At 67.3% G+C, this 24,431-nt stretch carries 27 protein-coding genes; 13 read left to right on the top strand and 14 right to left on the bottom strand.

What is annotated here, in order from left to right; genetic code table 11:
• Nucleotides 1-100 precede the first annotated feature (100 nt).
• The 3 genes from AC1RB9_RS01970 to AC1RB9_RS01960 all read right to left on the bottom strand — a co-directional run bounded on the left by AC1RB9_RS01970 (nucleotide 101) and on the right by AC1RB9_RS01960 (nucleotide 1,637).
• Complete coding sequence (locus AC1RB9_RS01970; RefSeq protein ID WP_003459252.1) at nucleotides 101-898, bottom strand: thiazole synthase; 798 nt, start codon at nucleotides 896-898, stop codon at nucleotides 101-103.
• Between the two features lie 58 nt (nucleotides 899-956).
• Nucleotides 957-1,157 carry a sulfur carrier protein ThiS gene (gene thiS, locus AC1RB9_RS01965; RefSeq protein WP_003084514.1) on the bottom strand — a complete coding sequence of 67 codons (201 nt, stop codon included), beginning with the start codon at nucleotides 1,155-1,157 and terminating at the stop codon, nucleotides 957-959.
• Between the two features lie 102 nt (nucleotides 1,158-1,259).
• Nucleotides 1,260-1,637, bottom strand: coding sequence for a DUF423 domain-containing protein (locus AC1RB9_RS01960; RefSeq protein WP_003084513.1), 378 nt, complete (start codon nucleotides 1,635-1,637; stop codon nucleotides 1,260-1,262).
• A gap of 36 nt (nucleotides 1,638-1,673) precedes the next feature.
• Here AC1RB9_RS01960 and mtgA point away from each other — a divergent pair, with 36 nt between their 5' ends.
• Nucleotides 1,674-2,405: a monofunctional biosynthetic peptidoglycan transglycosylase gene (gene mtgA / locus AC1RB9_RS01955; protein WP_003100972.1), complete on the top strand. Its 732-nt coding sequence runs from the start codon at nucleotides 1,674-1,676 to the stop codon at nucleotides 2,403-2,405.
• A 4-nt stretch (nucleotides 2,406-2,409) separates the two neighbouring features.
• Here the strand turns inward: mtgA and AC1RB9_RS01950 are convergent, their stop codons facing one another.
• The 5 genes from AC1RB9_RS01950 to ftsY all read right to left on the bottom strand — a co-directional run bounded on the left by AC1RB9_RS01950 (nucleotide 2,410) and on the right by ftsY (nucleotide 7,063).
• Nucleotides 2,410-3,015 carry a hypothetical protein gene (locus tag AC1RB9_RS01950; RefSeq protein WP_003084511.1) on the bottom strand — a complete coding sequence of 202 codons (606 nt, stop codon included), beginning with the start codon at nucleotides 3,013-3,015 and terminating at the stop codon, nucleotides 2,410-2,412.
• Between the two features lie 64 nt (nucleotides 3,016-3,079).
• Complete coding sequence (gene rpoH / locus AC1RB9_RS01945; RefSeq protein ID WP_003084510.1) at nucleotides 3,080-3,934, bottom strand: RNA polymerase sigma factor RpoH; 855 nt, start codon at nucleotides 3,932-3,934, stop codon at nucleotides 3,080-3,082.
• 113 nt (nucleotides 3,935-4,047) lie between these two features.
• Complete coding sequence (ftsX, locus tag AC1RB9_RS01940) at nucleotides 4,048-5,055, bottom strand: permease-like cell division protein FtsX (RefSeq protein WP_003084508.1); 1,008 nt, start codon at nucleotides 5,053-5,055, stop codon at nucleotides 4,048-4,050.
• Nucleotides 5,055-5,726 carry a cell division ATP-binding protein FtsE gene (gene ftsE, locus AC1RB9_RS01935; protein ID WP_003084505.1) on the bottom strand — a complete coding sequence of 224 codons (672 nt, stop codon included), beginning with the start codon at nucleotides 5,724-5,726 and terminating at the stop codon, nucleotides 5,055-5,057. The genes ftsX and ftsE overlap by 1 nt, the downstream gene beginning before the upstream one ends.
• Nucleotides 5,723-7,063, bottom strand: coding sequence for a signal recognition particle-docking protein FtsY (ftsY, locus tag AC1RB9_RS01930; protein ID WP_003459247.1), 1,341 nt, complete (start codon nucleotides 7,061-7,063; stop codon nucleotides 5,723-5,725). Before ftsY ends, ftsE begins: the two co-directional genes overlap by 4 nt.
• Before the next feature lie 120 nt (nucleotides 7,064-7,183).
• Here ftsY and AC1RB9_RS01925 point away from each other — a divergent pair, with 120 nt between their 5' ends.
• The 6 genes from AC1RB9_RS01925 (at nucleotide 7,184) to AC1RB9_RS01900 (ending at nucleotide 12,734) form a co-directional block, all read left to right on the top strand.
• Nucleotides 7,184-8,581: a M16 family metallopeptidase gene (locus AC1RB9_RS01925; RefSeq protein ID WP_003084498.1), complete on the top strand. Its 1,398-nt coding sequence runs from the start codon at nucleotides 7,184-7,186 to the stop codon at nucleotides 8,579-8,581.
• Nucleotides 8,574-10,061, top strand: coding sequence for a M16 family metallopeptidase (locus tag AC1RB9_RS01920; protein WP_003459246.1), 1,488 nt, complete (start codon nucleotides 8,574-8,576; stop codon nucleotides 10,059-10,061). Before AC1RB9_RS01925 ends, AC1RB9_RS01920 begins: the two co-directional genes overlap by 8 nt.
• Complete coding sequence (rsmD, locus tag AC1RB9_RS01915; RefSeq protein WP_003142626.1) at nucleotides 10,061-10,657, top strand: 16S rRNA (guanine(966)-N(2))-methyltransferase RsmD; 597 nt, start codon at nucleotides 10,061-10,063, stop codon at nucleotides 10,655-10,657. Before AC1RB9_RS01920 ends, rsmD begins: the two co-directional genes overlap by 1 nt.
• A gap of 2 nt (nucleotides 10,658-10,659) precedes the next feature.
• Complete coding sequence (locus AC1RB9_RS01910) at nucleotides 10,660-11,226, top strand: hypothetical protein (protein WP_003117889.1); 567 nt, start codon at nucleotides 10,660-10,662, stop codon at nucleotides 11,224-11,226.
• A gap of 36 nt (nucleotides 11,227-11,262) precedes the next feature.
• Entirely contained in the window at nucleotides 11,263-12,261 is a 999-nt protein-coding gene (locus AC1RB9_RS01905; RefSeq protein ID WP_003084490.1) for a hydrolase, read from the top strand.
• Nucleotides 12,262-12,323: 62 nt separating this feature from the next.
• Entirely contained in the window at nucleotides 12,324-12,734 is a 411-nt protein-coding gene (locus AC1RB9_RS01900; RefSeq protein ID WP_003102866.1) for a GNAT family N-acetyltransferase, read from the top strand.
• Here the strand turns inward: AC1RB9_RS01900 and AC1RB9_RS01895 are convergent.
• Complete coding sequence (locus AC1RB9_RS01895; RefSeq protein WP_003084488.1) at nucleotides 12,719-13,366, bottom strand: TetR/AcrR family transcriptional regulator; 648 nt, start codon at nucleotides 13,364-13,366, stop codon at nucleotides 12,719-12,721. The two genes, AC1RB9_RS01900 and AC1RB9_RS01895, sit on opposite strands and share 16 nt — an antisense overlap.
• 288 nt (nucleotides 13,367-13,654) lie before the next feature.
• On the opposite strand from AC1RB9_RS01895, the gene AC1RB9_RS01890 reads away from it, so the two are divergent.
• The 6 genes from AC1RB9_RS01890 (at nucleotide 13,655) to ggt (ending at nucleotide 20,200) form a co-directional block, all read left to right on the top strand.
• Nucleotides 13,655-15,085, top strand: a complete 1,431-nt coding sequence (locus AC1RB9_RS01890; RefSeq protein WP_003102868.1) for a coniferyl aldehyde dehydrogenase — start codon at nucleotides 13,655-13,657, stop codon at nucleotides 15,083-15,085.
• A 54-nt stretch (nucleotides 15,086-15,139) separates the two neighbouring features.
• Nucleotides 15,140-15,688, top strand: a complete 549-nt coding sequence (locus tag AC1RB9_RS01885; RefSeq protein WP_003084486.1) for a hypothetical protein — start codon at nucleotides 15,140-15,142, stop codon at nucleotides 15,686-15,688.
• A 55-nt stretch (nucleotides 15,689-15,743) separates the two neighbouring features.
• Nucleotides 15,744-17,339, top strand: a complete 1,596-nt coding sequence (locus tag AC1RB9_RS01880) for a GMC family oxidoreductase (protein ID WP_003102870.1) — start codon at nucleotides 15,744-15,746, stop codon at nucleotides 17,337-17,339.
• 148 nt (nucleotides 17,340-17,487) lie between these two features.
• Nucleotides 17,488-17,967 (top strand): pantetheine-phosphate adenylyltransferase, encoded by a 480-nt coding sequence (coaD, locus tag AC1RB9_RS01875; protein WP_003084466.1) that lies wholly within the window; start codon nucleotides 17,488-17,490, stop codon nucleotides 17,965-17,967.
• A 120-nt stretch (nucleotides 17,968-18,087) separates the two neighbouring features.
• The gene (locus AC1RB9_RS01870; protein ID WP_003084462.1) at nucleotides 18,088-18,339 is read left to right on the top strand and encodes a YfhL family 4Fe-4S dicluster ferredoxin; all 252 of its coding nucleotides are present in this window, start codon (nucleotides 18,088-18,090) and stop codon (nucleotides 18,337-18,339) included.
• 127 nt (nucleotides 18,340-18,466) lie between these two features.
• Nucleotides 18,467-20,200 (top strand): gamma-glutamyltransferase, encoded by a 1,734-nt coding sequence (ggt, locus tag AC1RB9_RS01865; protein WP_003121743.1) that lies wholly within the window; start codon nucleotides 18,467-18,469, stop codon nucleotides 20,198-20,200.
• Nucleotides 20,201-20,304: 104 nt separating this feature from the next.
• Here ggt and AC1RB9_RS01860 read toward each other — a convergent pair whose 3' ends face one another.
• The 5 genes from AC1RB9_RS01860 to AC1RB9_RS01840 form a co-directional block, all read right to left on the bottom strand.
• A complete protein-coding gene (locus tag AC1RB9_RS01860) occupies nucleotides 20,305-21,291 on the bottom strand; it encodes a tetratricopeptide repeat protein (RefSeq protein WP_003118791.1) in 987 nt (328 codons plus the stop codon).
• A 269-nt stretch (nucleotides 21,292-21,560) separates the two neighbouring features.
• Complete coding sequence (locus AC1RB9_RS01855; protein ID WP_003084452.1) at nucleotides 21,561-21,905, bottom strand: hypothetical protein; 345 nt, start codon at nucleotides 21,903-21,905, stop codon at nucleotides 21,561-21,563.
• A gap of 82 nt (nucleotides 21,906-21,987) precedes the next feature.
• Nucleotides 21,988-22,566 (bottom strand): lysophospholipid acyltransferase family protein, encoded by a 579-nt coding sequence (locus tag AC1RB9_RS01850; RefSeq protein WP_003117887.1) that lies wholly within the window; start codon nucleotides 22,564-22,566, stop codon nucleotides 21,988-21,990.
• A 76-nt stretch (nucleotides 22,567-22,642) separates the two neighbouring features.
• Nucleotides 22,643-23,455 carry a bifunctional DNA-formamidopyrimidine glycosylase/DNA-(apurinic or apyrimidinic site) lyase gene (gene mutM / locus AC1RB9_RS01845; RefSeq protein ID WP_003142620.1) on the bottom strand — a complete coding sequence of 271 codons (813 nt, stop codon included), beginning with the start codon at nucleotides 23,453-23,455 and terminating at the stop codon, nucleotides 22,643-22,645.
• Nucleotides 23,456-23,513: 58 nt separating this feature from the next.
• Nucleotides 23,514-24,338, bottom strand: coding sequence for an HDOD domain-containing protein (locus AC1RB9_RS01840; RefSeq protein ID WP_003118789.1), 825 nt, complete (start codon nucleotides 24,336-24,338; stop codon nucleotides 23,514-23,516).
• Nucleotides 24,339-24,431 lie beyond the last annotated feature (93 nt).

Below are 24,431 nucleotides of genomic sequence, written 5' to 3'. Positions count from 1 at the left end.
TATCGCTCATGGAAAAGAAAACCTTGCTAGAGACAGAAGGGCGGGCTGCCTGCCGGACGCTTCCCGCATCCGGCGGACAGCCCGCCCCAGGTAGTCGGTATCAGTCGATCAGGCCGTCCAGCGGCGACGAGGCGCTGGCATACAGCTTGCGCGGCATGCGTCCGGCCAGGTAGGCGAGACGACCGGCGACGATCGCGTGCTTCATGGCCTCGGCCATCATCACCGGGTCCTTGGCATGGGCGATGGCGGTGTTCATCAGCACCGCCTCGCAACCCAGCTCCATGGCGATCGCTGCATCGGAAGCGGTGCCCACGCCGGCGTCGACCAGCACCGGGACCTTGGCTTCCTCAAGGATGATGCGCAGGTTGTAGGGGTTGCAGATGCCCAGGCCGGAGCCGATCAGGCCGGCCAGCGGCATCACCGCGATGCAGCCGATCTCGGCCAGCTGGCGGGCGATGATCGGGTCGTCGCTGGTGTACACCATCACGTCGAAGCCGTCCTTCACCAGTTGCTCGGCGGCCTTGAGGGTCTCGACGACGTTGGGGAACAGGGTCTTCTGGTCGGCGAGGACTTCCAGCTTGACCAGGTTGTGCCCGTCCAGCAGCTCGCGGGCCAGGCGGCAGGTGCGCACGGCCTCGACCGCGTCATAGCAGCCGGCGGTGTTCGGCAGGATGGTGTAGTGATCCGGCGGGATCACATCCAGCAGGTTCGGCTCGCCGGGATTCTGCCCGATGTTGGTGCGCCGCACCGCCACCGTGACGATCTCCGCTCCGGAGGCCTCGATGGCCCGGCGGGTCTCGTCGAGGTCCTTGTACTTGCCGGTCCCCACCAGCAGGCGCGAGCCATAGGTACGGCCGGCGATGACGAAGGGGGTATCGGTACTGGATGCTTGGCTCATCGGATGACTCCTGGATGGAAAGGCTTGCGGGGCCGATGGAAGGGTTCGGGGGCCAGGCCTAGCCGCCGCCGATGGCGTGGACGATCTCCACGCGGTCGCCATCCTTGAGCGCGGTGCTGGCGTGCTGGCTGCGCGGCACGATATCCAGGTTCAGCTCGACGGCCACGCGGCGGCCGCCAAGCTCCAGGCGGGCCAGCAGGTCCGCGACGCTCTGCGCGTCGGGCAGCTCGAAGGGCTCGCCGTTCAGTTGAATCTGCATGGCTGGACGGTCACGAAAGTGAAAGGGAGCGGCATTCTAGCCCGATCCACCCCGATGACCAAGGCGCCTTGTCGACAAGTGCGCCGCCTGAGGCAACCGGTCTCAGGCGTTGCCCAGGCGCCAGGCGGCCAGCCCCAGGCACAGCCAGCCGGCGAGGAAGGAGACGCCGCCGAACGGGGTGACGATGCCGAGCTTGCCGATGCCACTTAGGGTCAGCAGGTAGAGGCTGCCGGAGAACAGCAGGATGCCCAGCGTGAACAGGCCACCCGCCGCGCTCACCAGGCGGCCGTCCAGGCGGGTGGCGAGCAGCGCCACGCCGAACAGCGCCAGGGCATGGATCAACTGGTAGTGCACGCCGGTCTGGAATACCGCCAGGTACTCGGCGCTCAGCTGCTTCTTCAGGCCGTGGGCGGCGAACGCCCCGAGGGCCACGCCGGTGAAACCGAAAAATGCCGCCAACAACAGGAAGGGACGAAGCATGGACAAGACTCCGGTGATAGCATCCAGCCCGCTATAATGGCCGCCCCCTTCTTCCAAGCCAAGCCGCGCATGTTGCGATCCCTGTTCCGCCGCCTGTTCAAGTACCTGCTCTGGTTCATGGCCGCCAGCGTCGTGCTGGTCGCGGTCCTGCGCTGGGTGCCGCCACCGGGGACCATGGTCATGGTCGAACGCAAGGTCGGCTCCTGGGTCGACGGCCAGCCCATCGACCTGCAGCGCGACTGGCGCTCCTGGGAGCAGTTGCCGGACAGCCTGAAGGTCGCGGTGATCGCCGGCGAGGACCAGCACTTCGCCGAGCACCACGGCTTCGACCTGCCGGCCATCCAGCAGGCCCTCGCGCACAACGAACGCGGCGGCAGTATCCGCGGCGCCAGTACGCTCAGCCAGCAGGTGGCGAAGAACGTCTTCCTCTGGTCCGGGCGCAGTTGGCTGCGCAAGGGCCTGGAGGCCTGGTTCACCCTGCTGATCGAGACGCTCTGGACCAAGCAACGGATTCTCGAGGTCTACCTGAACAGCGCCGAATGGGGCCCGGGCGTCTTCGGCGCGCAGGCTGCGGCACGCTATCACTTCGGCCTCGACGCCGAGCGCCTGAGCCGCACCCAGGCCAGCCAGCTCGCCGCGGTGCTGCCCAGCCCGCTGAAATGGAGCGCGGCCAGGCCGGGCCCCTACGTACGCCAGCGCGCGGCCTGGATTCGCCAGCAGATGTGGCAGTTGGGCGGCGACGACTACCTGCTGCGCCTGGAGCGCTGAAAGCTCAACGCGGCGGTTTTTCCAGGGCCTGGCGCGGCACCGCGAGCATCAGTCGCAAGTCGTCGTCCGGCAGGTGCGCGGTCAGGCCCAGTTGCGGATAGACCCAGGCCTCGCCCTGGGCCAGTTGCAGGCGCAGGCGCGGCTGGCCGAGACTGGCCAGCAGCCGCTCGGCACCGACCCTGCCTTCGGGAATCATGCTCAGCGCCACGATCGGCTTGTCGCCCAACTGTCCTTCCAATCCGGCGCTCAATGGCTGCGGCGCGCTGCCAGGCTGCAACGCAGATGCCCGCTGCAGGCTCAGTTGCTCCTCGGCGCTCAGGCCCAGCTCGCCTTCCACCTGCCAGGGGCCGCCGTCGCCCAGCAGGCGGCCACGGAAGGCCAGGCGCACGCCATCTAGGCGCGGGTCCACCCACAACTCGCCATCCACCGCGTCGTGCAGCTGGCGCAGGGTCAGGGCGTTGTCCGCCAACGGCGCCAGCACCTGCTCCTGCCAGTCGGCCAGCCACGGCAACGGTCGCGCCGGTTCCGGCGTACGGACCAGCCAGGCGCCGACGACGAAGGTCAGGACCGCCAGCGACAGGTAGAACAGCCAGCGGGTATTGCGCGGCATGGGATTCCTCCGGGCAGAAAAAAACCGCACCCTTGCGGGGTGCGGTTTTCGCGAGGCGCGGCGATCAGGCGAGAATCCGCCCTTTCAGCTTGCTCATGGCGTTCTTTTCCAGCTGCCGGATACGCTCGGCGGAAACGTTGTACTTTTCCGCCAGGTCGTGCAGCGTGGCCTTCTCCTCGGACAGCCAGCGCTGCTGGAGAATGTCGCGGCTGCGCTCGTCGAGGCCTTCCAGCGCCTCGTGCAGGTTGGCGCTGGAGCTGTCGCTCCAGTCGGCGTCTTCCAACTGGCGCGCCGGGTCGTAGCGGTGGTCTTCGAGGTAATGCGCCGGCGACTGGTAGGCGCTCTCGTCGTCCGCGTCGGCGGCCGGGTCGAACGCCATGTCCTGGCCGGTCAGGCGGCTTTCCATCTCGCGCACTTCGCGGGGCTCGACCCCCAGGCTCTCGGCGACGCGATGGACTTCCTCGTTGTTCAACCAGGCCAGGCGCTTCTTCTGGCTGCGCAGGTTGAAGAACAGCTTGCGCTGCGCCTTGGTGGTGGCGACCTTGACGATCCGCCAGTTGCGCAGGATGAACTCGTGGATCTCCGCCTTGATCCAGTGCACGGCGAAGGACACCAGGCGAACGCCCATTTCCGGGTTGAAACGCTTCACGGCCTTCATCAGGCCGACGTTGCCTTCCTGGATCAGGTCGGCCTGGGCCAGGCCGTACCCCGAATAACTCTTGGCGATATGAACAACGAAGCGCAGGTGCGCCAACACCATCTGCCGCGCCGCTTCCAGGTCTTGCTGATAGAAGAGGCGTTCGGCCAGTTCACGCTCCTGTTCCGGCGACAACAGCGGAATGCTGTTCACCGAGTGCACGTAGGCTTCCAGGTTTGCGCCTGGAACCAAGGCATGTACAGGTTGCAAAGAAGTGGTCATGCGAATCCTCCGATTCACGAAACTCGCGCAGTGTAGCACTCGGATATCTGACTGCAAGCGGGTGTATAAGTTCCTTTACAGCGACCCGCTGGCCGGTCGTGATCCGCCTGTCCTCAGCGCGGCGCCAGCTCGCGCAGGTGGCGGGCCACGGCCAGCCAGGCGCCGACCCAGCCAAGCAGCACCGCGCCAACGGTCAGCGACAGGCCGTCGTCCAGCGGCACGCCCTGCAGGCCGAAGTCGCTGCCGTACAGCCCTGAAAGGTTGACCACCGAACCGTTCAGCCAGTTCAGCGAATAGGCCAGCAGCGCCCAGGATAGGATGCCCGCGCCCAGGCCGTACAACGCGCCCATGTACAGGAATGGCCGGCGCACGTAACCGTCCGTCCCGCCGACCAGCTTGATCACCTCGATTTCGTTACGGCGATTTTCGATGTGCAGGCGGATGGTGTTGCCCACCACCAGCAAGAGGGTCAGCACCAGCAGGATGGTCAGGCCGAAGACGAAGCGTTCGCCGAGCTTGAGGATCGCGCTCAGGCGCTCGACCCATACCAGGTCGAGCTGCGCCTGCTGCACATGAGGCAGCTCCGCGAGCTGCTGGCGCAGTGCCTCCAGGCCGGCCCGGTCGATCTGCTTGGGCGTGACCGAGATCACCGGCGGCAGCGGGTTCTCCGGCAGCTCCTTGAGCGCTTCGCCCAGGCCGGACTGTTCCTGCAATTCGCTGAGCGCCTGCTCGCGGCTGATCAATTGGGCCTCGATCACGTCCGGCAGGCGCTCGATCTGCTCGCGCAGGTCCTGGCCCTGATTTTCGCTGGTCTTCAGGTCGAGGAACAGGGATATCTGCGCCGCCCGCTGCCAGGAGCCGCCGAGCCGTTCGACATTGTTCAGCAGCAGCGAGAGGCCCATCGGCAGGCTCAGGGTGATACCCATCACCAGGCAGGTGAAGAAGCTGCCGAACGGGTGGCCGAACAACCGGCGCAGGCTGTCCACCAGGCTGGCGCGATGGCTTTCCAGGTAGGCGCTGAACGAGCCGCTCCAGTCGGTCTGCTCCTGGCTCGGTTTCTCGCGGGTCTTGCGTTCCGGTGCGCCCTCTTCGGGGCCACGGGGAAGATCGTTGGCGCTCATCAGGCCTCATCCTCACGGTCAGCGATGATCCGGCCACGCTGCAGGGTCAGCATGCGATGGCGCATACGGGCGATCAGGGCCAGGTCGTGGCTGGCGATCAGTACGGTGGTGCCCAGGCGATTGATATCCTCGAACACGCCCATGATTTCCGAGGCGAGTCGCGGGTCGAGGTTGCCGGTGGGTTCGTCCGCCAGCAGCAGGGCCGGCTGGTGGACGATGGCGCGGGCAATGCCGACCCGCTGCTGCTGGCCGGTGGAAAGGTCGGAAGGCAACGCCTCGCCCTTTTCCTTCAGGTTCACCCGCTCCAGGGCCGAGGCCACGCGCTTGGCGATCTCCGGCTTGGGCATGCCGAGGATCTGCAGCGGCAGGGCGATGTTGTCCGCCACCGTACGATCGGTGAGCAGTTGGTGGTTCTGGAACACCACGCCGATCTGCCGGCGCAGGAAAGGGATCTGCGCGGTGGTGATGCGCCCCAGGTCCTGGCCGCCGAGCAACAGCTTGCCGCTGGTCGGTCGCTCCATCGCCAGGATGAGGCGCAGCAGGGTGCTCTTGCCGGCGCCGGAGTGGCCGGTGACGAAGAGGATCTCGCCACGGTGCACGCGGAAGGACACCTCGTGCAGGCCTACGTGGCCGTTGGGATAGCGTTTGCCGACCTGCTCGAAGCGGATCATGCGTTCTCCCGCTCTGCGAAGAGTGCCTGGACGAAGGCGTCGGCCTCGAAGGTACGGAGATCGTCGATCCCCTCGCCGACACCGATATAGCGGATCGGCAGGCCGAACTGCTTGGCCAGGGCGAAGATCACCCCGCCCTTGGCGGTGCCGTCCAGTTTGGTCAGGGCCAGGCCGGTCAGCTCCACCGCGAGGTTGAACTGCTTGGCCTGGTTGATGGCGTTCTGCCCGGTGCCGGCGTCGAGCACCAGCAGGACCTCATGGGGCGCCGTCTCGTCCAGCTTGCCGATCACCCGGCGCACCTTCTTCAGCTCCTCCATCAGGTTGTCCTTGGTATGCAAGCGTCCGGCGGTATCGGCGATCAGCACGTCGATGCCGCGGGCCTTGGCGGCCTGCACCGCGTCGAAGATCACCGAGGCGGAGTCGGCGCCGGTGTGCTGGGCGATCACCGGGATACGGTTGCGCTCGCCCCAGACCTGCAACTGCTCCACGGCGGCAGCGCGGAAGGTGTCGCCGGCGGCCAGCATGACCTTCTTGCCCTCGAGTTGCAGCTTCTTCGCCAGCTTGCCGATGGTGGTGGTCTTGCCCACGCCGTTCACCCCGACCACCAGGATCACATAGGGCTCGCGCGCGACGTCGACCTGCAACGGCTGCTCCACCGGGCGCAGCAGGCTGGCCAGCTCTTCCTGCAGCGCCTTGTACAGCGCGCCGCTGTCGGCCAGCTCCTTGCGCGCCACGCGCTTGGTCAGGTTCTGCACGATCAGGGTGGTGGCCTCGACGCCGACGTCGGCGGTCAGCAGGCGCGTCTCGATGTCGTCGAGCAGGTCGTCGTCGATTTCCTTGCGGCCGAGGAACAGGCTGGCCATGCCTTCGCCGATGCTGGCGCTGGTCTTGGACAGTCCCTGCCGGAGGCGGGCGAAGAAGCCCGGCCTGGTCGCCGGCTCGCTGACTGCCGGAGCGGCGGCCAGCGGCGCAACGGGCCCGGGCTCGGGCTCGGGCTCGGCAGCCAGGATGGGTTCGGGTTGCGCGACGGGCGCCTCGGGCCGGGGCGAATGCTCCTCGGCCGACGCTGGCTCGTCACTGGCGAGCGGTGCTTCGGCAACCGGCGCCGGCTCGGCCGGCTCGGCGGCGGAGGGCTGCTGCCGACCTGGCTGTTCTGTCAGGGATTGCGCCACGTCATCGGCAGGCGCGCGCTGCTCGGCGGCCGCTGTCTCGGAGACCGGCTCGACAGGCTGATCGGCAGGCTGCTCGCCGGCTTGCGGCTTTTTCCGCCACCAGCCGAACAGACCTTTCTTTTCCCCGCCCTGCGGGGCCTTCTTGTCATCGTTGGAACCAAACATGAATGCTTGTATCTCAAGGGAGCGGCACGGGACGTGGCCGCCCGGAAAACGGATGGGTATCCTAGCATCTCCTCGCCCGACGGGGCTAAGGGTCCTGCCCCGCAGTGACCTGAGACCCCGGTGGCGGCACGAAAGGTCCAGATCACCATGAAAACCCCAGCTCGCCGCCGCGTCGGCCTGCTCCTAGCCAGCCTTTGTCTCCCGCTTTTCGCCCAGGCGGCGGAAACCCAGCCCACCCACGAGTTCAGCCTCGACAACGGCCTGAAGGTCATAGTGCGTGAAGACCACCGCGCCCCGGTGGTGGTTTCCCAGCTCTGGTACAGGATCGGCTCCAGCTACGAGACACCCGGGCTCACCGGCCTGTCCCACGCCCTCGAACACATGATGTTCAAGGGCAGCCGCAAGCTCGGCCCGGGCGAAGCCTCGCGGGTGCTGCGCGACCTGGGTGCGGAAGAGAACGCCTTCACCACCGACGACTACACCGCCTATTACCAGGTCCTGGCCCGCGACCGCCTGCCGGTGGCGCTGGAGATGGAAGCCGACCGCATGGCCCACTTGAGCCTGCCGGCCGACCAGTTCAAGAGCGAGATCGAGGTGATCAAGGAGGAGCGCCGCCTGCGCACCGACGACAATCCCAACGCCCTCGCCTTCGAGCGCTTCAAGGCCGCCGCCTACCCGGCCAGCGGCTACCACACCCCGACCATCGGCTGGATGGCCGACCTGCAGCGCATGACCATCGACGACCTGCGCCACTGGTACGAATCCTGGTACGCGCCGAACAACGCCACCCTGGTAGTGGTCGGCGACGTCACCGCCGACGAGGTCAAGACCCTCGCCAAGCGCTACTTCGGCGAGATCCCCTGGCGCCAGCTGCCGCCGGCGCGCAAGCCGCTGGAACTGGCCGAGCCCGGCGAGCGCCGGCTCAAGCTGTACGTACGCACCCAGCTGCCGAACCTGATCATGGGCTTCAACGTGCCCAGCCTGGGCAGCAGCGAGAACCCTCGCGAAGTCAACGCCCTGCGCCTGATCGGCGCGCTGCTCGATGGCGGCTACAGCGCCCGCCTGGCCTCGCGCCTGGAGCGCGGCGAGGAGCTGGTCGCCGGCGCCTCCACCTACTATGACGCGTTCAACCGCGGCGACAGCCTGTTCGTCCTCTCGGCCACGCCGAACGTGCAGAAGGGCAAGACCCTCGAGCAGGTCGAGGCCGGTCTGTGGAAGCAGCTCGATGACCTCAAGCAGAACCCGCCCAGCGCCGCGGAGATCGAGCGCGTGCGCGCGCAGATGATCGCCGGGATGGTCTACGAGAAGGACTCCATCGCCGCCCAGGCCAGCAGCATCGGCCAGCTGGAAAGCGTCGGCCTGTCCTGGAAGCTGATCGACCAGGACCTGGAGGCCCTCAAGGCAGTGACTCCGGACGATATCCAGAAAGCCGCCCGCACCTATTTCACCCCGTCGCGCCTGACCCTGGCGCAAGTGCTGCCTGTGAAGGCCGAGGAAAAGGAGGCCCGTCATGAGTGAGCGCACAGGGCTGCGTTATGGCCTGCTCGGCCTGATCGTCATCGCGTTGCTGGCCGCGCTGGCCTATTTCGTCGCGCGTCCCCCCCAGACCCCGGCGGCGGCCCATGCCGCGGCGGTCGAGGAAAACCAGTTGCAGTCGCTGAAGGACGTCGCCAAGCAGGCGCCGGTCCATCGCAAGCTGGACATCCAGGAATGGAAGACCGCCGAAGGTGCCAAGGTACTGTTCGTCGAAGCCCATGAACTGCCGATGTTCGACCTGCGCCTGACCTTCGCCGCCGGCAGCAGCCAGGACGCCGGCACCCCCGGCCTGTCGATGCTGACCAACGCCATGCTCAACGAAGGCGTGCCGGGCAAGGACACCACTGCCATCGCCGCCGGCTTCGAGGACCTCGGCGCCTCGTTCAGCAACGGCTCCTACCGCGACATGGCGGTGGCCGGCCTGCGCAGCCTGTCCGATGCCGACAAGCGGACCCAGGCGCTGAAGCTGTTCGAACAGGTGATCGGCCAGCCGACCTTCCCCGAGGACGCTCTGGCACGCATCAAGAACCAGGTCCTGGCCGGTTTCGAGTACCAGAAGCAGAACCCCGGCAAGCTGGCCGGCCTGGAGCTGTTCAAGCGCCTCTATGGCGAGCATCCCTACGCGCACTCCAGCGACGGCGACGAAAAGTCCGTTCCAACGATCAGCCGCGAACAATTGCAGGCGTTCCACAAGAAGGCCTACGCCGCCGGCAACGTGGTCATCGCGCTGGTCGGCGACCTCTCGCGGCAGGAGGCCGAAGCGATCGCCGCGGAAGTCTCCAAGGCGCTGCCCCAGGGCCCGGCGCTGGCCAAGACCGTCCAGCCGGAAACGCCCAAGCCCGGCCTGACGCACATCGACTTCCCCTCCGAGCAGACCCACCTGATGCTCGCCCAGCTTGGCATCGACCGCCAGGATCCCGACTACGCGGCGCTCTACCTGGGCAACCAGATCCTCGGCGGCGGCGGCTTCGGCACCCGCCTGATGGACCAGGTGCGAGAAAAGCGCGGCCTGACCTACGGCATCTATTCCGGCTTCACCGCCATGCAGGCACGCGGTCCGTTCATGATCAACTTCCAGACCCGCGCCGAACTCAGCGAGGGGGCGCTGAAGCTGGTCCAGGACATCGTCCGCGACTACCTGGCCAACGGCCCGACCCAGAAGGAACTGGACGACGCCAAGCGCGAACTGGCCGGCAGCTTCCCGCTGTCCACCGCGAGCAACGCCGACATCGTCGGCCAGCTCGGCGCCATCGGTTTCTACGGCCTGCCGCTGGACTACCTGGAAAGCTTCCTCAAGCAGGTCGAGGGACTCAGCGTCGAACAGGTCAGGAGCGCCATGGCCAAGCACCTGGACGCCGACGCCTTCGTCATCGTCAGCGCCGGCCCGAGCGTGCCGCAGAAACCCCTGCCGCCACCCACCGCCAAGCCGGCCCAGCAACCCAGCGGCGTTCCGGAGCATTGATGAGTAAACCTACTGCGAAAGCCCCCGGCCGCCACGGCGGCCAGGGACAGCTGCGGATCATCGGTGGCGAATGGCGCAGCCGGCGTTTCGTCTTTCCCGACGGGCCCGGCCTGCGACCGACCCCGGACCGGGTCCGCGAGACCCTGTTCAACTGGCTGGCACCCTATGTCGAAGGCGCACGGGTGCTCGATCCCTTCGCCGGCAGCGGCGCGCTGTTCCTCGAGGCGTTGTCGCGCGGCGCCCGCGAAGGGCTGGCCCTGGATACCAACGGCGAAGCGGTGGCGGCCCTGCGCAACCACCTCGACGCGCTCAAGTGCGGCACCGCCCAACTGGTCCTCGGCGATGCCGTGCGCTACCTGGGAAACCAGGCTCCGAGCACCTTCGACCTGGTGTTCCTCGACCCGCCGTTCCATCAGAACCTGCTGCAGGACGCCTGCCGCCTGCTCGAAACCCGCGGCTGGCTGAACCCCGACGCCTGGATCTATACCGAGAGCGAGAGCGTCCCCTCGTCCCTCGGCCTGCCCGGAAACTGGCGGCTGCACCGGGAAAAGAAAGCCGGCAACGTACATTACGCGCTCTGGCAGCGGGGAGCCTGAGGATGAGCCCGGCTTCCGCGAGCATTCGCCAACGCCTGCTGGCGCTTGGCGAGCCTTGCGCGGCGCAACCCGCCGCCGACTGGCAGGGCGATATCGCCCTGCCCGCCGAGCTGGAGCGTTTCTACCGCGAGGTCGGCCCACTCGACTGCACCCTGGAGAGTGCCGGCAACCCATTTTTCCTGCCGTCCCTGGCCCGCCTCTGGCAGCGCCAGGCCGGCTATCGCTGGCACGGCATCAGCGGCGAGCGCCTGTCGGGCTGGCAGGACGACTGGCTGGTGGTGGCCGACCAGGGCGCCGACCCGTTCATCCTCGAGACCGGCAGCGGGCGCATACTCTTCGACCTGCATGGCGGCAGGGGCTGGGACCCGGCCCCGTGCTTCGACGACCTGTGGCAGATGGCGGCCAGCCTGGTCTGCTTCGGCGAGGTCTGGAGCGGCGCCGGCGAGGACATCCTGCTGGACGACTGCAGCGTCGCGCCCCGCTATCGGCAGCAGCTCGTCGACGAACTGCAACCGATCCTCGGTTCGCGCCAGCGGGCGGAGGACCTCGCCGACGAGTTCGGCTGGTAAGCTGGTGGCCACACCACCACCGCCCATGACCTGCGCATGACCGCGTCCCCGACCTTCCAGCCCGCCTGGTGGCTGCCCAATCCGCACCTGCAGACCCTGTGGAGCCCGTTCTTCCGCCGCGGGCCGACCCTGGAACGGCAGCGCGAACGCCTGTGGCTGGCCGATGGCGACTTCATCGACCTCGACTGGGCCGGCCCGCACGATGCCGAGACCCCGCTGGTGCTGGCGCTGCACGGCCTCACCGGGTCATCCTCGTCGCACTACATCCTCGGTCTGCAGCGCGCCCTGCTGGAGCGCGGCTGGGCCAGCGTGGCGCTGAACTGGCGCGGTTGCTCGGGGGAGCCGAACCGCCTGCCGCGCGGCTACCATTCCGGGGTCAGCGACGACCTCGCCGAGGTGGTCGCGCACCTGCGCGCCAGGCGCCCGCAAGCGCCGCTGTACGCGGTCGGCTATTCGCTGGGCGGCAACGTGCTGCTCAAGTACCTGGGCGAAACCGCTGGGGACTGCCCGCTGCTCGGCGGCGTCGCGGTGTCGGTGCCGTTCCGCCTGGACGAGTGCGCCGACCGCATCGGCCTGGGCTTTTCCCGGGTCTACCAGGCGCACTTCATGAAGGCCATGCTGGCCTACGTGCAGGACAAGCAGCGGCTGTTCGGCGAGCAGGGCCAGGCGGAAGGCCTGGCCGCCCTGCAACGCCTCGGTCCGCTGGAGGGCATGCGCACCTTCTGGGACTTCGACGGCCGGGTCACCGCGCCGCTGCACGGCTTCGCCGACGCCAGGGATTACTATCGGCGCGCGTCCAGCCGCTACTACCTGCCGGACATCCGCACGCCGAGCCTGATCATCCATTCCAGCGACGACCCCTTCGTGTTCGCCCGCAGCCTGCCCGATCGCAGCGAACTGGCACCCTGCACCGAGCTGGAGCTGCACGCCCGCGGCGGTCACGTCGGCTTCGTCGACGGCTCTCCGCGCCAGCCCACCTACTACCTGGAACGACGCATCCCCGACTGGCTGGAGGCCCGCCTGCGACAGCACTGAGCTGGCCGGCGTCCGGCGACGGGCGGCAGAATAGGAACAGGCTGAAGGAAAAAGGGGGGCGAATGGAACTGACGCTGCGGCACAACCCGATGCTCGACGACGCCGACTGCGAGGCGATCCTGGCGATCCACGCGGCGGTCGGCTGGGACCGGCGCATGCCGCCTGCCGAGCTACGCACGCTGTACCAGCATTCCGGGTATTCCCTGCTGGCCGAACGCGACGGCCGCCTGGTCGGCCTGCTGCGCGCCGAGGAAGAAACACCGATTCGCGTCTGGCTGGCGGAAATCGCCGTGCTGCCCGGCGCACAGAGCAGCGGCGTCGGCGCAGCCCTGCTGCGGCGCTTCGCCGAGGATCACCGCGGCGCCTACCTGTTCACCGACGCCACCCTCGGTACCGAAGCCTTCTTCCGCCGCCACGGCATCCACATCCAGCAGGTGCTGGAGAAAACCCTGCGCGATCAGAGCGGCACGTAGAGCCGCTCGGAAATCCCGTCCACCGCATCCTGGGCCTGCGCCTCGATGTGCCCGCTCTCCAGCGCCAGCACCTGGTAGATGCCGCGACGCAGTTGCGCCTCGCTGAGGTCGCCGTCGAGATCGAGGGTGGTGCAGAGGAAGCGCACCCAGGAGGTGAGGATGATCCAGGCGTTGAGGGTCAGGGCCTCCAGCTGGGTCTCGTTCATCCGCAGGATGCCGGCCTCGGTGAAGCCCCGGTAGATCGCCTTGGCGTTGACCAGGCAACGCTGGGCGAAGGCGCGGTAGCGCGCCGCCAGCTCCGGGTCGCTTTCCAGCAGGTGCTCGAGGTCGCGGTGGAGGAAGCGGTAGCGCCACATCGCGGCCAGTAGCGCTTCCAGGTAGAAGGTCTTGTCGTCCACCGTCAGACCCCGCCCTTCGGGCAGGCGCAGGAAGCTCTCGACGTGGCTTTCGTACTCGGCGAACAGCTCGGCGATGATCGCCTGCTTGTTCGGGTAGTGGTAGTAGAGGTTCCCAGGCGATATACCCAGGTGGGTGGCGATATGGTTGGTGGTGACGCTGCGCTCGCCCTGGGCGTTGAACAGTTCCAGGCTGGCCTGGGCGATGCGATCGCGGGTCTTGATGCGTGGTGCCATGGGGACGACGGGCTCGTTCGGGTAACGGTGCGGGGCGCGCCCCGCCGTGACAGCGTAGAAGGTACACAAAGCCGGCCGCCCGGGTCAGCCCCCGGGGCGGCGGCCGGCGACCGGCCCGCCTTTCGTTGGGTACGCAAGCGCCGGGCTGGCAGGCATGCTGTTTGACACTTTAGAGTATTTACTCTAGAAATCCAGCGACGCAGCGAAATTCATCGGACCGAACCAGGTCCGCCATAACGACAGACGCGCGGCCACGCAGCCGCCCACGCTTCGCCGAGGAGCCAGCCCATGGTCGCCGATATCGCCTACCTGCAGCAGAGCCAGCAGGAAATCAACCAGCTCGAAGCCCTCTTCGCCCGCCAGCGCGCCGCCTACCTGGCGCAGCCGATGCCCGACGCCACGCAGCGCGTGCAGTGGCTGAAGGCCCTGCGCGACCTGCTGTTCAAGGAACAGCAGGCACTGATCGAGGCCATCGACCGGGACTTCAGCGCGCGCTCCGCCGACGAGACCCTGCTCGCCGAGATCATGCCCAGCCTGCACGGCATCCACTACGCCGCCAAGCGCGTGAAGAAATGGATGAAGCCCGCGCGCCGCGCGGTCGGCCTGCAATTCCAGCCGGCCTCGGCCCAGGTGGTGTACCAGCCGCTGGGCGTGGTCGGGGTGATCGTGCCTTGGAACTATCCGCTGTTCCTCTCCATCGGCCCGCTGACCGGGGCCCTCGCCGCCGGCAACCGGGTGATGATCAAGATGAGCGAGTCGACCCCGGCCACCGGGCGCCTGCTCAAGGACCTGCTGGCGCGGATCTTCCCCGAGGACCAGGTCGCCGTGGTGCTAGGCGAGGTAGACGTCGGCGTGGCCTTTTCCAAGCTGCCGTTCGACCACCTGCTGTTCACCGGCGCCACCAGCGTCGGCAAGCACGTGATGCGCGCCGCCGCCGAGAACCTGACCCCGGTCACCCTGGAGCTGGGCGGCAAGTCGCCGGCGATCGTCTCCGACAGCGTGCCGATGAAGGACGCCGCCGAGCGGATCGCCTTCGGCAAGAGCCTCAACGCCGGGCAGACCTGCGTCGCGCCCGACTACGTGCTGGTACCGAGCCGGCGCGTCGAGGAATTCGTCAGTCAGTACAAGGAGGTGGTCCAGGGCTTCTTCCCGCGTCTTTCGGACAACCCCGACTACACCGCGATCATCAACGAGCGCCAGCTCGGCCGCCTCCGGGGCTATCTCGACGACGCCCGCGAGAAGGGCGCGACCCTCGTCCCGCTGTTCGCCGAAGGCCAGCAACGGCGCCTGCCGCAGACGCTGCTGCTGAACGTCAGCGACGACATGAAAGTGATGCAGGAGGAAATCTTCGGCCCGCTGCTGCCGGTGATCCCCTACGAGCGCCTGGAAGACGCCCTGGCCTACGTCAACCAGCGCCCGCGACCGCTGGCCCTGTACTACTTCGGCTACGACAAGGCGCAGCAGCAGCGCGTGCTGCACGAGACCCACTCAGGCGGTGTGTGTCTGAACGACACCCTGCTGCATGTCGCCCAGGACGACATCCCGTTCGGTGGCGTCGGTCCCTCCGGCATGGGCCACTACCATGGCCACGAAGGCTTCCTCACCTTCAGCAAGGCCAAGGGCGTGTTCAGCAAGCCGCGCTTCAACGCCGCGCGAATGATCTACCCCCCCTACGGCAAGTCGATCCAGAAGCTCGTCTACAAGCTGTTCGTGCGCTGAACCGGGGCGCGTGCGGCGCCCCCTCATTCCTACGCTGCAGGTGACATAACAACAATGAGCGACACCACCCTTGAAAGCGCCGGCCTGTCCCGACGCAGCCTGATGAAAGTCGGCCTGATCGGCGGCGCCTTCCTCGCCACCGCGGGCGTCACCGCCAGCCTCACCGGCTGTTCGGCGGAGAAACCGGCGAGCGGCCTGGAAAAGGTCCGCGAATCCGACCTGCCGTTCCTCCGTGCGCTGCTGCCGGTGATGCTGCTCGGCGCGGTTTCCGCCGAGCAGATGCCGAAAGCCGTGGAGGGCGCGATCCAGAGCCTCGACCACAACCTGGCGCGGCTCTCCCCGGAGATGTTCAAGCTCACCCAGCAACTCTTCGACGTGCTCGCCCTGCCGCTCACCCGTGGCCCGCTGACCGGTATCTGGGGCAGTTGGGAGAACGCCAGCGGCGACGACGTGCGGGCATTCCTTTCGCGCTGGGAAAACAGCTTCATCGGCCTGTTGCGGATGGGCCACAGTTCGCTGATGCAACTGGCGATGATGGCCTGGTACGCCCGCCCCGAGGCGTGGGCCCATTGTGGCTACCCCGGACCGCCGAAGATCGCTTGAGCCGCCCCCGGAACAATACGAAGAGCCCGAAGCCGCCTAGCCTGAGAGTGCATTCATGCCTGTACCCGATCTGTTCGCCGAGGGCCTCGCCCGCGGCTGGAAAACCTACAACGGCTCGCGCCTGGACGACGACCTGGAGCTGGAGGCCGACGTGGTCGTGGTCGGCACCGGCGCCGGCGGCGGCACCACCGCGGAAATCCTCAGCGCCGCCGGCCTGAAGGTGCTGCTGGTGGAAGAAGGCCCGCTGAAGACCAGCAGCGATTTCAAGATGCAGGAGGCCGACGCCTACCCCGAGCTGTACCAGGAAGGCATCGGCCGGATGAGCAAGGACGGCGCCATCACCATCCTCCAGGGCCGCGCCGTGGGCGGCACCACCCTGATCAACTGGACCAGCAGCTTCCGCACCCCGGAACCGACCCTGCAGCACTGGGCCCAGGTCTACGGGGTCAAGGGCCACAGCGCGGAGGACATGGCGCCCTGGTTCGAGAAAATGGAGCAGCGCCTGCACGTGGCGCCCTGGGCGCTGCCGCCGAATGCCAACAACGACGTGATCCGCCTGGGCTGCGAGAAGCTCGGCTATCACTGGAAGGTCATCCCGCGCAACGTCCTCGGTTGCTGGAACCTCGGCTACTGCGGCATGGGCTGCCCGGTCAACGCCAAGCAGTCGATGCTGGTCACCACCATCCCGGCGACCCTCGACAAGGGTGGCGAGCTGCTCTACCTGGCGCGCGCCAACCGGCTGCTGCTGGACGGCGACAAGGTGACGGGCCTCGAATGCCTGGGCATGGATGAGCGCTGCGTGGCGCCCAACGGCCGCCGGATCAGGGTCCGGGCCAGGCACTACGTGCTCTCCGGCGGCGGCATCAACACCCCGGCGATTCTTCTCCGCTCGAAGGCGCCTGATCCGAGCCAGCGGGTCGGCAAGCGCACCTTCCTGCACACGGTGAATTTCAGCGCGGGGCTGTTCGACCGGGTGATCAACCCCTTCTACGGCGCACCGCAGTCGATCTACTCCGACCATTTCCAATGGGACGACGGTGTCACCGGACGCATGTCCTACAAACTGGAGGTGCCGCCGCTGCAACCGTCGCTGGCCTCGGTGCTGCTCGGCGGCTTCGGCAGCGACAACGCCCTGCGCATGGAACAGCTACCGCATACCAACATGATGCTCGCCCTGCTCCGCGACGGCTTCCACCCGGACAGCGCGGAGGGCTCGGTCGGCCTGCGCGGCGACGACACCCCGGTGCTCGACTACCGAATGACCGACTACACCTGGGACGGTATCCGCCGTGCCTTCCATACCATGGCGGAGATCCAGTTCGCCGCCGGCGCCCGGGAAGTGCGGCCGGTGCACAGCGACGCGCGTAGCGCGAAGAACCTGCAGGAGGCGCGCGGGATCATCGACGGCCTGCGCCTGGAGATCTACCGCACGCGCCTGGGCAGCGCCCACGTCATGGGCGGCTGCGCCATGGGCGAAGACCCGGCCGTGGCGGTGGCCGACAGCCTCGGCCGCCATCACCACCTGCGAAACCTGTCGATCCACGACGGCTCGCTGTTCCCCACCAGCATCGGCGCCAACCCGCAGCTCTCGGTCTACGGTCTTACCGCGCAACTGGCCAGCGCGCTGGCCGAACGCCTGGCCAGGGCCTGAACCGCCGCCGGGCCGGCCGCGCGCCGCGGCAGCCGGCCCGGCGCCATCAGACCTATGGGCTAAAGGCCGATGGCCCGTGCGTCTTGGCCGCACGGGCATCCCTGCGCTACCATCCGATTCCCTTACGAAACCCTGCCAGGACGTAGCGATGAACCGAGTGCTGTACCCAGGCACCTTCGATCCCATCACCAAGGGTCACGGCGATCTGATCGAACGTGCTTCACGGCTTTTCGACCATGTGATCATCGCGGTCGCCGCCAGCCCCAAGAAGAACCCCCTGTTCAGCCTGGAACAGCGGGTGGCGCTGGCCCAGGAGGTCACCAAGCACCTGCCGAACGTCGAGGTGGTGGGCTTCTCCACCCTGCTGGCGCACTTCGTCAAGGAGCAGAAGGCGAATGTCTTCCTCCGCGGCCTGCGCGCGGTTTCCGACTTCGAGTACGAGTTCCAGTTGGCCAACATGAACCGCCAGCTCGCCCCCGACGTGGAAAGCATGTTCCTCACCCCGTCGGAGAAGTATTCCTTCATTTCCTCGACGCTGGTCCGGGAAATCGCCGCTCTCGGCGGGGATATCAGCAAGTTCGTGCATCCGGCCGTGGCAGACGCCCTGGCGGAACGTTTCAAGCGCTGATCCGCGTCTCTTCGCCGGCCTCCCGTCGGCGCCCCGCGTGCACTGCGGGCGCCGATGCGGCACAATTCCGCTATTCCCGTTACCGATGCCGTGGCTGTCCGTCGCGGTTGGAGTTGTTAGATGTCCCTGAAAATCACTGACGATTGCATCAATTGCGACGTCTGCGAACCCGAATGCCCGAACGGCGCGATCTCGCAAGGCGAAGAAATCTATGTGATCGATCCCAATCTCTGCACCGAGTGCGTCGGCCACTACGACGAGCCGCAGTGCCAGCAGGTCTGTCCGGTGGACTGCATTCCCCTCGACGACGCCAATGTCGAGAGCAAGGACCAGTTGATGGAGAAATACCGGAAGATCACCGGCAAGGCCTGATCCCCGCCGGCGCCTGTCCTTCAGGGACGGTTCGCGCCCCGTCCGACGCGCTTTTGGCTATCCTTGGCAATCCAGTCTGAGGCGTTCGCGGTCCCGTCCCGCGAACGCCGCTGAACAGTGAGCCGCCATGTCCTTCCTGAACCTGCCCGTCCGTACCCTGGTCGCCGCCTGCGGCCTGTCCCTGCTCAGCCTCGCGGCGCATGCCGACAGCTTTCGCGGCGACGCCCACGCACCGCAGCAGGCCGCCGTCGCCACGCCGCATCCGGCCGCGACCGTCGCCGGCCTGGAAACCCTGGCCAATGGCGGCAACGCCTTCGACGCCGCGGCGGCCATCGCCGCTGCCCTGGCGGTAGCCGAGCCTTACGGCTCGGGACTCGGCGGCGGTGGATTCTTCCTTCTGCGCCAGGCCGGTGCGCAGCCGACCTATCGCTTCCTCGACGCCCGCGAGCGCGCGCCGAAGGCCGCCTACGCCGACATGTACCGGCGCAATGGCAAGGTCGACCCCAGGCTGTCCGTCGACGGCCCGCTGGCGGCGGCGATCCCCGGCCTGCCGGCGGCGCTGGTCGAATTGAGCAGCCGCTACGGACGCAAGCCCCTGGCCGACAATCTGGTGCCGGCGATCCGCCTGGCGGTGGATGGCGTATCCGTCGACCGGATCTACCGTGACCGCGCCGCCATGCGCCTGGAAGCGATGCGCAAGGACCCGGAAACCGCGCGGATCTTCCTCGACAAGGGCGGAATCCCCGACGAATGGAACCTGCTCCGCCAACCGCAGTTGGCACGTACCCTGGAACGCCTCGGGCGCTACGGGCGGATCGGTTTCTACGAAGGCGAGACAGCGGACAAGCTGCTCACCGGGGTCCGCGCCGGCGGCGGCATCTGGAGCGCGGCCGACTTGCGCGACTACCGGGTGATCGAACGCCGCCCGCTGGAGGTGAAGCTGGCCAACGGCCGCGAACTGATCAGCGCACCGCCGCCCTCGGCCGGCGGCGTCGCCCTGGCGCAGAGCCTGCAGATGCTGGAACAGCTGCCGTGGCAGAAGGCCGAGCCGGTACAGCGTGCCCATTACGTGCTGGAGGTCCTGCGCCGTGCCTACCGCGATCGAGGCCTGCTCGGCGACCCGGACTTCGTCGCCAACCCGCTGCCCAGTTTGCTGGCGCCGGACTACCTGAAGCGCCTTGCCGCCGGCATCGACCCGCGCCGCGCCACGCCCAGCTCGGCGCTGCCGGAGGCGCCGGCCTGGCGCGAAGGCGACCACACCACCCACTTCGCGGTGATCGATGCCCAGGGCAACGCGGTGGCCGCCACCCTCTCGGTGAACCTGCCGTTCGGCGCCGCCTTCACCGTTCCCGGTACCGGCGTGGTGCTGAACAACGAGATGGACGATTTCGCCGCCGACACCCAGGGCGCCAACAGCTACGGCCTGGCCGGCAGCCAGGCGAACGCGGTGGCGGCCGGCAAGCGCCCGCTGTCGAGCATGAGTCCGAGCTTCCTGGAAAGCCCGACCGACTTCGCCGCCTTCGGCACCCCTGGCGGCAGCCGCATCCCGAGCATGGTTCTGATCTCCATGCTGCAGTACTTCGACGGTCGCCCGGTCGGCCAATGGGTCGCCGCGCCGCGCTACCACCACCAGTACAAGCCGGACGTCGTCGAGTACGAACCGCGCGCCTTCAGCGATGCCGAGGCCGCCGAACTGCGCCGGCGCGGCTATCAGCTCAAACGCCTGGAGCGCAGCTACGGCAACCAGCAGGTGCTCTACTGGGACAAGCGCAGCGGCCGCGTCGACGCCGCCAGCGACCCGCGCGGGATCGGCTACTCGTCTCTGTCCCTGGAGGCGCAAGCGCAGCCTCGGCCGCACTGAACAAACGAGAGACAGCGCTCAAAGAATGTTCGACGATCTCACCCAGATAGGCGCCGCGTAGGGATTTCGCCGACGAGTCCAGCTGGCAATCCAGGCGGCGTGCCTCACTGGCTCGCCGCTTCAACCGCCTGCTGCGCATCCTCCGCACTGGCTTCCACCGCCTCCGGGTCAGACGGGGCGCCCTCCATGCCTCGGCCGGAGTGCCGGCGATCGGCGGCACCGGAGCAGTCGGCGACACCGGACAGCTCTCCATCCAGCGCAGCATGAATCCAGTTTTCCAGGCGGGTGTACCAGGCTGCGTTCGCGGCGCTCTCCAGCCAGGCAATGGCATCCGCATCCTGCTGCTGTGCGGCCTTTTCCAGCCAGAGCCGTGCTTGCAGCTTGTTCATCCCGGCACCTGAACCGTTCCAGTAGGCCTCGCCCACCTTGAACTGGGCACGGGCATCTCCCTGGGTCGCAGCCTTGCAGAACCACTGGAAGGCCTTTTCCCGGCTGCCGGCATAACGGTCCAGCAGGGCGGCTTCCTCGTCTGAAGTGGCGGAATAGACGCCTTGCGAGTCGTCCAGGTAGAACCATCCCAGATTGGTTTCGGCGTCTTCGCTACCGCTGGCCGCCGCGCGTTCGAACCAGGTCCCGGCCTTCACCCGGTCCTGGTCGACCCCTTCGCCTCTCCAGTAGAGAACGCCCATTTCATTCTGGGCGGCGGCATCCCCCTGCTCCGCGGCCTTCCGGAACCAGCGTGCCGCCTCGGTCTTGTCCTGTGGCCCGCCGTCACCATCGCGATAGAGCATGGCCAGTTGGATCTGCGCGCGGACCATCCCCGCAGCGGCCGCCTTGCCCCACCATTCGCGCGCGCTGGCGTAGTTCTGTTGCTGGTAGAAGTAGGCGCCGAAATCGAACAGCGCCTGCGGCTCCCCCGTCTCGGCGGCCTGGCGGAGGCGGGTGAATTCGGCGAACAGTTCATCGCCGCGCTTGTCGCCCTGCTCGGCCTTGGACTGCTCCTTGGCGAGGTCGGACACCGCATCCTCCGCCCAGGCGAACGAGGGTACGGCAAGAGCAAGGACGGACAGGAACACCCACTGACTGAACATACGCGAAATCCTTATCTTGGTTGAGTCGGTCGGCCACCCCTGGTCGACCTTGTGACCTTGCTGGTCAGCAGGACACTGTCACCATCGGAGAGTCCGATCAAGTGCCGCGAACGGTCCGTGCGGAACATCTGTCATCGGCCGATGCGGCGCTATAGCTGCCGCCTGCCGTGGCGGAAGAAAAGACTTAGCCCAATCTCCGTGCCCCCTGCAATGCATCGAGAAAACAAAAAGCCGGTCGATGACCGGCTTTTTTTCATTCCGTTGGAAACTCAGCTTTCGTCGTGGTTATAGCCGCTGGTGGTGCAGCCCAGGCAACGGACGAAGGCTTCCTTGCCCGGATCGACCACCAGCGCCTGGCCGGCCTTGCCGACGCTGCCGCTGGCCGCGGTGAACGGCAGGCTGACCACGAAGGCCACCGCCCCGACGGCCGTGGCGGCGATCAGGAAGGGACGGGCGATGAGCAGATCGCCGATCATGGCGTACGCGGGGGGCGCTTCGACGGTGTACATCGGGTCGCCGCTGGCGTTTTCCTGCACGGCATCCGCCAGCGCGGGCATGGACGAGAGCCCGGTGGTCAGCGCCAGCACGAGCGCGGTGGTGCGAAACAGGTTCATGGAGGCGGTCCTTTCTGGTTTTTGGTTGGGCAGATATCGCCTAACTATAACAGCGCTGCGGGTAGTGCCAGCGTGACCGCCTTCAATCGCCGAGGAATGCGTAGTGCGGCTTTTTCGGGATGAACGGCCGGTAGAAGCCGATCAGGCTGCACAGGTCGGCGTCCTCGTTGCCGGTCGGCCAGAAGAGTTCGCCGATGACGATCCGCCGGTTTTCGTAGTCCAGCGCCGCCGGTACCACCGGTACGCCGGCGCCACGGGCGATGTGGTAGAAGCCCATGCGCCAGCGGTCGACCTTCTTGCGCGTGCCTTCCGGAGCGATGATCAGCATGAACTCGCGGTGCTCGCGGAAGGCCTGGATCGCCTGGTCCACGGTATTCAGCTTCAGGTGGCGCTGGATCGGGATACCGCCCCAGCGCCGCATCAGGCCGCCCAGCGGGCCGTTGAACAGGGTGTGCTTGCCGAACCAGCGGGCGTTCAGGCGCAGGACGAACTTGGCGGCGAGGAAGGCCACGAAGTCCCAGTTCGAGGTGTGGTGGGCGCCGATCACCACGAACTTGTCGAGCGCGGGCAATTGGCCCTCGATCTTCCAGCCGGAGAGTTTCAGCATGGCATGGCCGAGCGACTCGACCAGGGTGTTGCGAGGCAGGTAATTGCCGGACATCGTGCACCTTTCTTATGGCAGGCCGCTCACCGTGGCGGCCCTTCTTGTGGCGGTAGAGTATGCGCGGCGCGGCGCTTCAGCGTTGGCAGCGCGGGCAGTACACGCTGGCGCGCTGGCCTAGGCGGATCTCGCGCAGGGTGCTGCCGCAGACCTTGCAGAACTCCCCGCCACGGCCATAGACGAACAATTCCTGCTGGAAGTAACCGGGCTGGCCGTCGCCGCCGACGAAATCGCGCAGGGTGGTGCCGCCGCGCTCGATGGCGATCGCCAGGATCCGCTTGATCTCCTCCGCCAGGCGCAGGTAGCGCGCCTTGGAGATGCTCCCGGCGGGCTTGCGCGGATCGATGCCGGCGGCGAACAGCGCTTCGCTGGCGTAGATGTTGCCGACCCCGACCACCACCGCGTTGTCCATGATGAACGGCTTGACCGCCATGCTCCGCCCGCGCGACAGCTCGAACAGACGCTGGCCGGCGAAAGCGTCGGTCAGCGGTTCCGGGCCGAGGTTGCGCAGCAGCTCGTGTTCCAGTGGCGCCAGGCTCCAGAGCATGGCGCCGAAGCGCCGCGGATCGGTGTAGCGCAGGGCCATGCCCGAGGCCAGCTCGATGTCGACGTGCTCGTGGCGACTGGCCGGGGTGCCGCTCTCCACCAGCCTCAGGCTGCCGGACATGCCCAGGTGGCTGATCAGCGTACCGGTCTCGGCGCCCAGCAGCAGGTACTTGGCGCGGCGCTCGACGCTGACGATGCGTTGTCCGGATAGGCGCACGTCCAGGTCTTCGGGAATCGGCCAGCGCAGGCGCCGCTCGCGCACGATCACGCGCTCGACGCGCTGGCCTTCGAGGTAGGGGGCGATGCCCCGGCGGGTGGTTTCGACTTCGGGTAGTTCGGGCATGGCGGCAGCAATCCGGTTGACCGCGGCACCTTAGCAGGAAGCGCCGCGGCGCGGCCAGTCAGTAGCTGCCCTGGCCGACGCCCAGCTCGAGGATCGAGCCCTTGAGGTTCTCGAAGTCGTAGTCGGTGAGCCCGACGTAGTCCAGCACCAGCGCGCCGATGCTGTTCCATTCGTGGTCTTCCGGCTGGTTGCCGAGGACCCGGTGCGAACCGCAGATGTGCTCGGCCATCTTCAGGATCGCCAGCAGGTTCTTCAGTTGGGTATCGCGGGCCGATTCGTCGCCGAAGATCGACAACGCGTTGTGGTGGTTGGCGATCGCCTCGCAGACGTGCTCCGGCAGGCGCCAGGAGCGCGCGGTGTAGTAGCCGACCACCGCATGGTTGGTGTTCAGCACGCGGTTCTCGGTGTCCACCACCCGGCGTTCGTCGCTGGCGGCGGCGTAGGCCTCTTCCAGCACCGCCATGTAGTGCGGGAAGCGCTTGAGCATCAGCGGGATGCCGCAATTGTGGAACAGGCCGAGAGCGTAGGCTTCGTCCACCGATTCGTAGCCGATCCGCTTGGCCAGGCTCAGGCAGCTCATGGCCACGTCCTGGGCGGTGTCCCAGAAACGGTTGAGGGTGACGATGGTGTCGTCGCTCATCTCACCCTTGATCGACTGGGCGTTGATCAGGTTGATCACCGAACGACTGCCCAGCAGGTTCACCGCGCGCTGGATCGAAGTGATGCGATTGGCCAGGCCGAAGAACGGCGAGTTCACCAGTTTCAGGAGAGCCCCGGAAAGGCCCGGGTCCTGGCTGATCAGCCTGGCAATGTTCTTCAGGTCCGGATTGGGCATGACCTGCTCCATCTGCAGGTCGACCATGATCTGGGGTTGCGGCGGCACGCTGATGCCTTGCAGGGCCTGGCGGATCTGCTCGGCGGTGAGTTCTTGGACCATGAGGACGGAGGCGAAAGTTGACGGTGCGCGCAGTTTACC

The sequence above is a fragment of the Pseudomonas sp. 20-5 genome (assembly GCF_056782835.1).
Note: the sequence above shows the minus strand (reverse complement) of the source record. Positions and strands in the feature narration are given on the sequence as shown.

Excerpts from the sequence above, each read along its gene's own strand:
- ftsY (WP_003459247.1), bottom strand. The coding sequence starts at position 7,063 with ATGTTTGGTTCCAACGATGACAAGAAGGCCCCGCAGGGCGGGGAAAAG.
- AC1RB9_RS01890 (WP_003102868.1), top strand. The coding sequence starts at position 13,655 with ATGGTCGCCGATATCGCCTACCTGCAGCAGAGCCAGCAGGAAATCAAC.
- AC1RB9_RS01880 (WP_003102870.1), top strand. The coding sequence starts at position 15,744 with ATGCCTGTACCCGATCTGTTCGCCGAGGGCCTCGCCCGCGGCTGGAAA.
- AC1RB9_RS01900 (WP_003102866.1), top strand. The coding sequence starts at position 12,324 with ATGGAACTGACGCTGCGGCACAACCCGATGCTCGACGACGCCGACTGC.
- ftsX (WP_003084508.1), bottom strand. The coding sequence starts at position 5,055 with ATGAGCGCCAACGATCTTCCCCGTGGCCCCGAAGAGGGCGCACCGGAA.
- coaD (WP_003084466.1), top strand. The coding sequence starts at position 17,488 with ATGAACCGAGTGCTGTACCCAGGCACCTTCGATCCCATCACCAAGGGT.
- ftsE (WP_003084505.1), bottom strand. The coding sequence starts at position 5,726 with ATGATCCGCTTCGAGCAGGTCGGCAAACGCTATCCCAACGGCCACGTA.
- ggt (WP_003121743.1), top strand. The coding sequence starts at position 18,467 with ATGTCCTTCCTGAACCTGCCCGTCCGTACCCTGGTCGCCGCCTGCGGC.
- rsmD (WP_003142626.1), top strand. The coding sequence starts at position 10,061 with ATGAGTAAACCTACTGCGAAAGCCCCCGGCCGCCACGGCGGCCAGGGA.
- thiS (WP_003084514.1), bottom strand. The coding sequence starts at position 1,157 with ATGCAGATTCAACTGAACGGCGAGCCCTTCGAGCTGCCCGACGCGCAG.
- AC1RB9_RS01960 (WP_003084513.1), bottom strand. The coding sequence starts at position 1,637 with ATGCTTCGTCCCTTCCTGTTGTTGGCGGCATTTTTCGGTTTCACCGGC.
- AC1RB9_RS01855 (WP_003084452.1), bottom strand. The coding sequence starts at position 21,905 with ATGAACCTGTTTCGCACCACCGCGCTCGTGCTGGCGCTGACCACCGGG.
- AC1RB9_RS01885 (WP_003084486.1), top strand. The coding sequence starts at position 15,140 with ATGAGCGACACCACCCTTGAAAGCGCCGGCCTGTCCCGACGCAGCCTG.
- rpoH (WP_003084510.1), bottom strand. The coding sequence starts at position 3,934 with ATGACCACTTCTTTGCAACCTGTACATGCCTTGGTTCCAGGCGCAAAC.
- AC1RB9_RS01860 (WP_003118791.1), bottom strand. The coding sequence starts at position 21,291 with ATGTTCAGTCAGTGGGTGTTCCTGTCCGTCCTTGCTCTTGCCGTACCC.
- AC1RB9_RS01850 (WP_003117887.1), bottom strand. The coding sequence starts at position 22,566 with ATGTCCGGCAATTACCTGCCTCGCAACACCCTGGTCGAGTCGCTCGGC.
- AC1RB9_RS01905 (WP_003084490.1), top strand. The coding sequence starts at position 11,263 with ATGACCGCGTCCCCGACCTTCCAGCCCGCCTGGTGGCTGCCCAATCCG.
- mtgA (WP_003100972.1), top strand. The coding sequence starts at position 1,674 with ATGGCCGCCCCCTTCTTCCAAGCCAAGCCGCGCATGTTGCGATCCCTG.
- AC1RB9_RS01910 (WP_003117889.1), top strand. The coding sequence starts at position 10,660 with ATGAGCCCGGCTTCCGCGAGCATTCGCCAACGCCTGCTGGCGCTTGGC.
- mutM (WP_003142620.1), bottom strand. The coding sequence starts at position 23,455 with ATGCCCGAACTACCCGAAGTCGAAACCACCCGCCGGGGCATCGCCCCC.
- AC1RB9_RS01970 (WP_003459252.1), bottom strand. The coding sequence starts at position 898 with ATGAGCCAAGCATCCAGTACCGATACCCCCTTCGTCATCGCCGGCCGT.
- AC1RB9_RS01895 (WP_003084488.1), bottom strand. The coding sequence starts at position 13,366 with ATGGCACCACGCATCAAGACCCGCGATCGCATCGCCCAGGCCAGCCTG.
- AC1RB9_RS01920 (WP_003459246.1), top strand. The coding sequence starts at position 8,574 with ATGAGTGAGCGCACAGGGCTGCGTTATGGCCTGCTCGGCCTGATCGTC.
- AC1RB9_RS01870 (WP_003084462.1), top strand. The coding sequence starts at position 18,088 with ATGTCCCTGAAAATCACTGACGATTGCATCAATTGCGACGTCTGCGAA.
- AC1RB9_RS01950 (WP_003084511.1), bottom strand. The coding sequence starts at position 3,015 with ATGCCGCGCAATACCCGCTGGCTGTTCTACCTGTCGCTGGCGGTCCTG.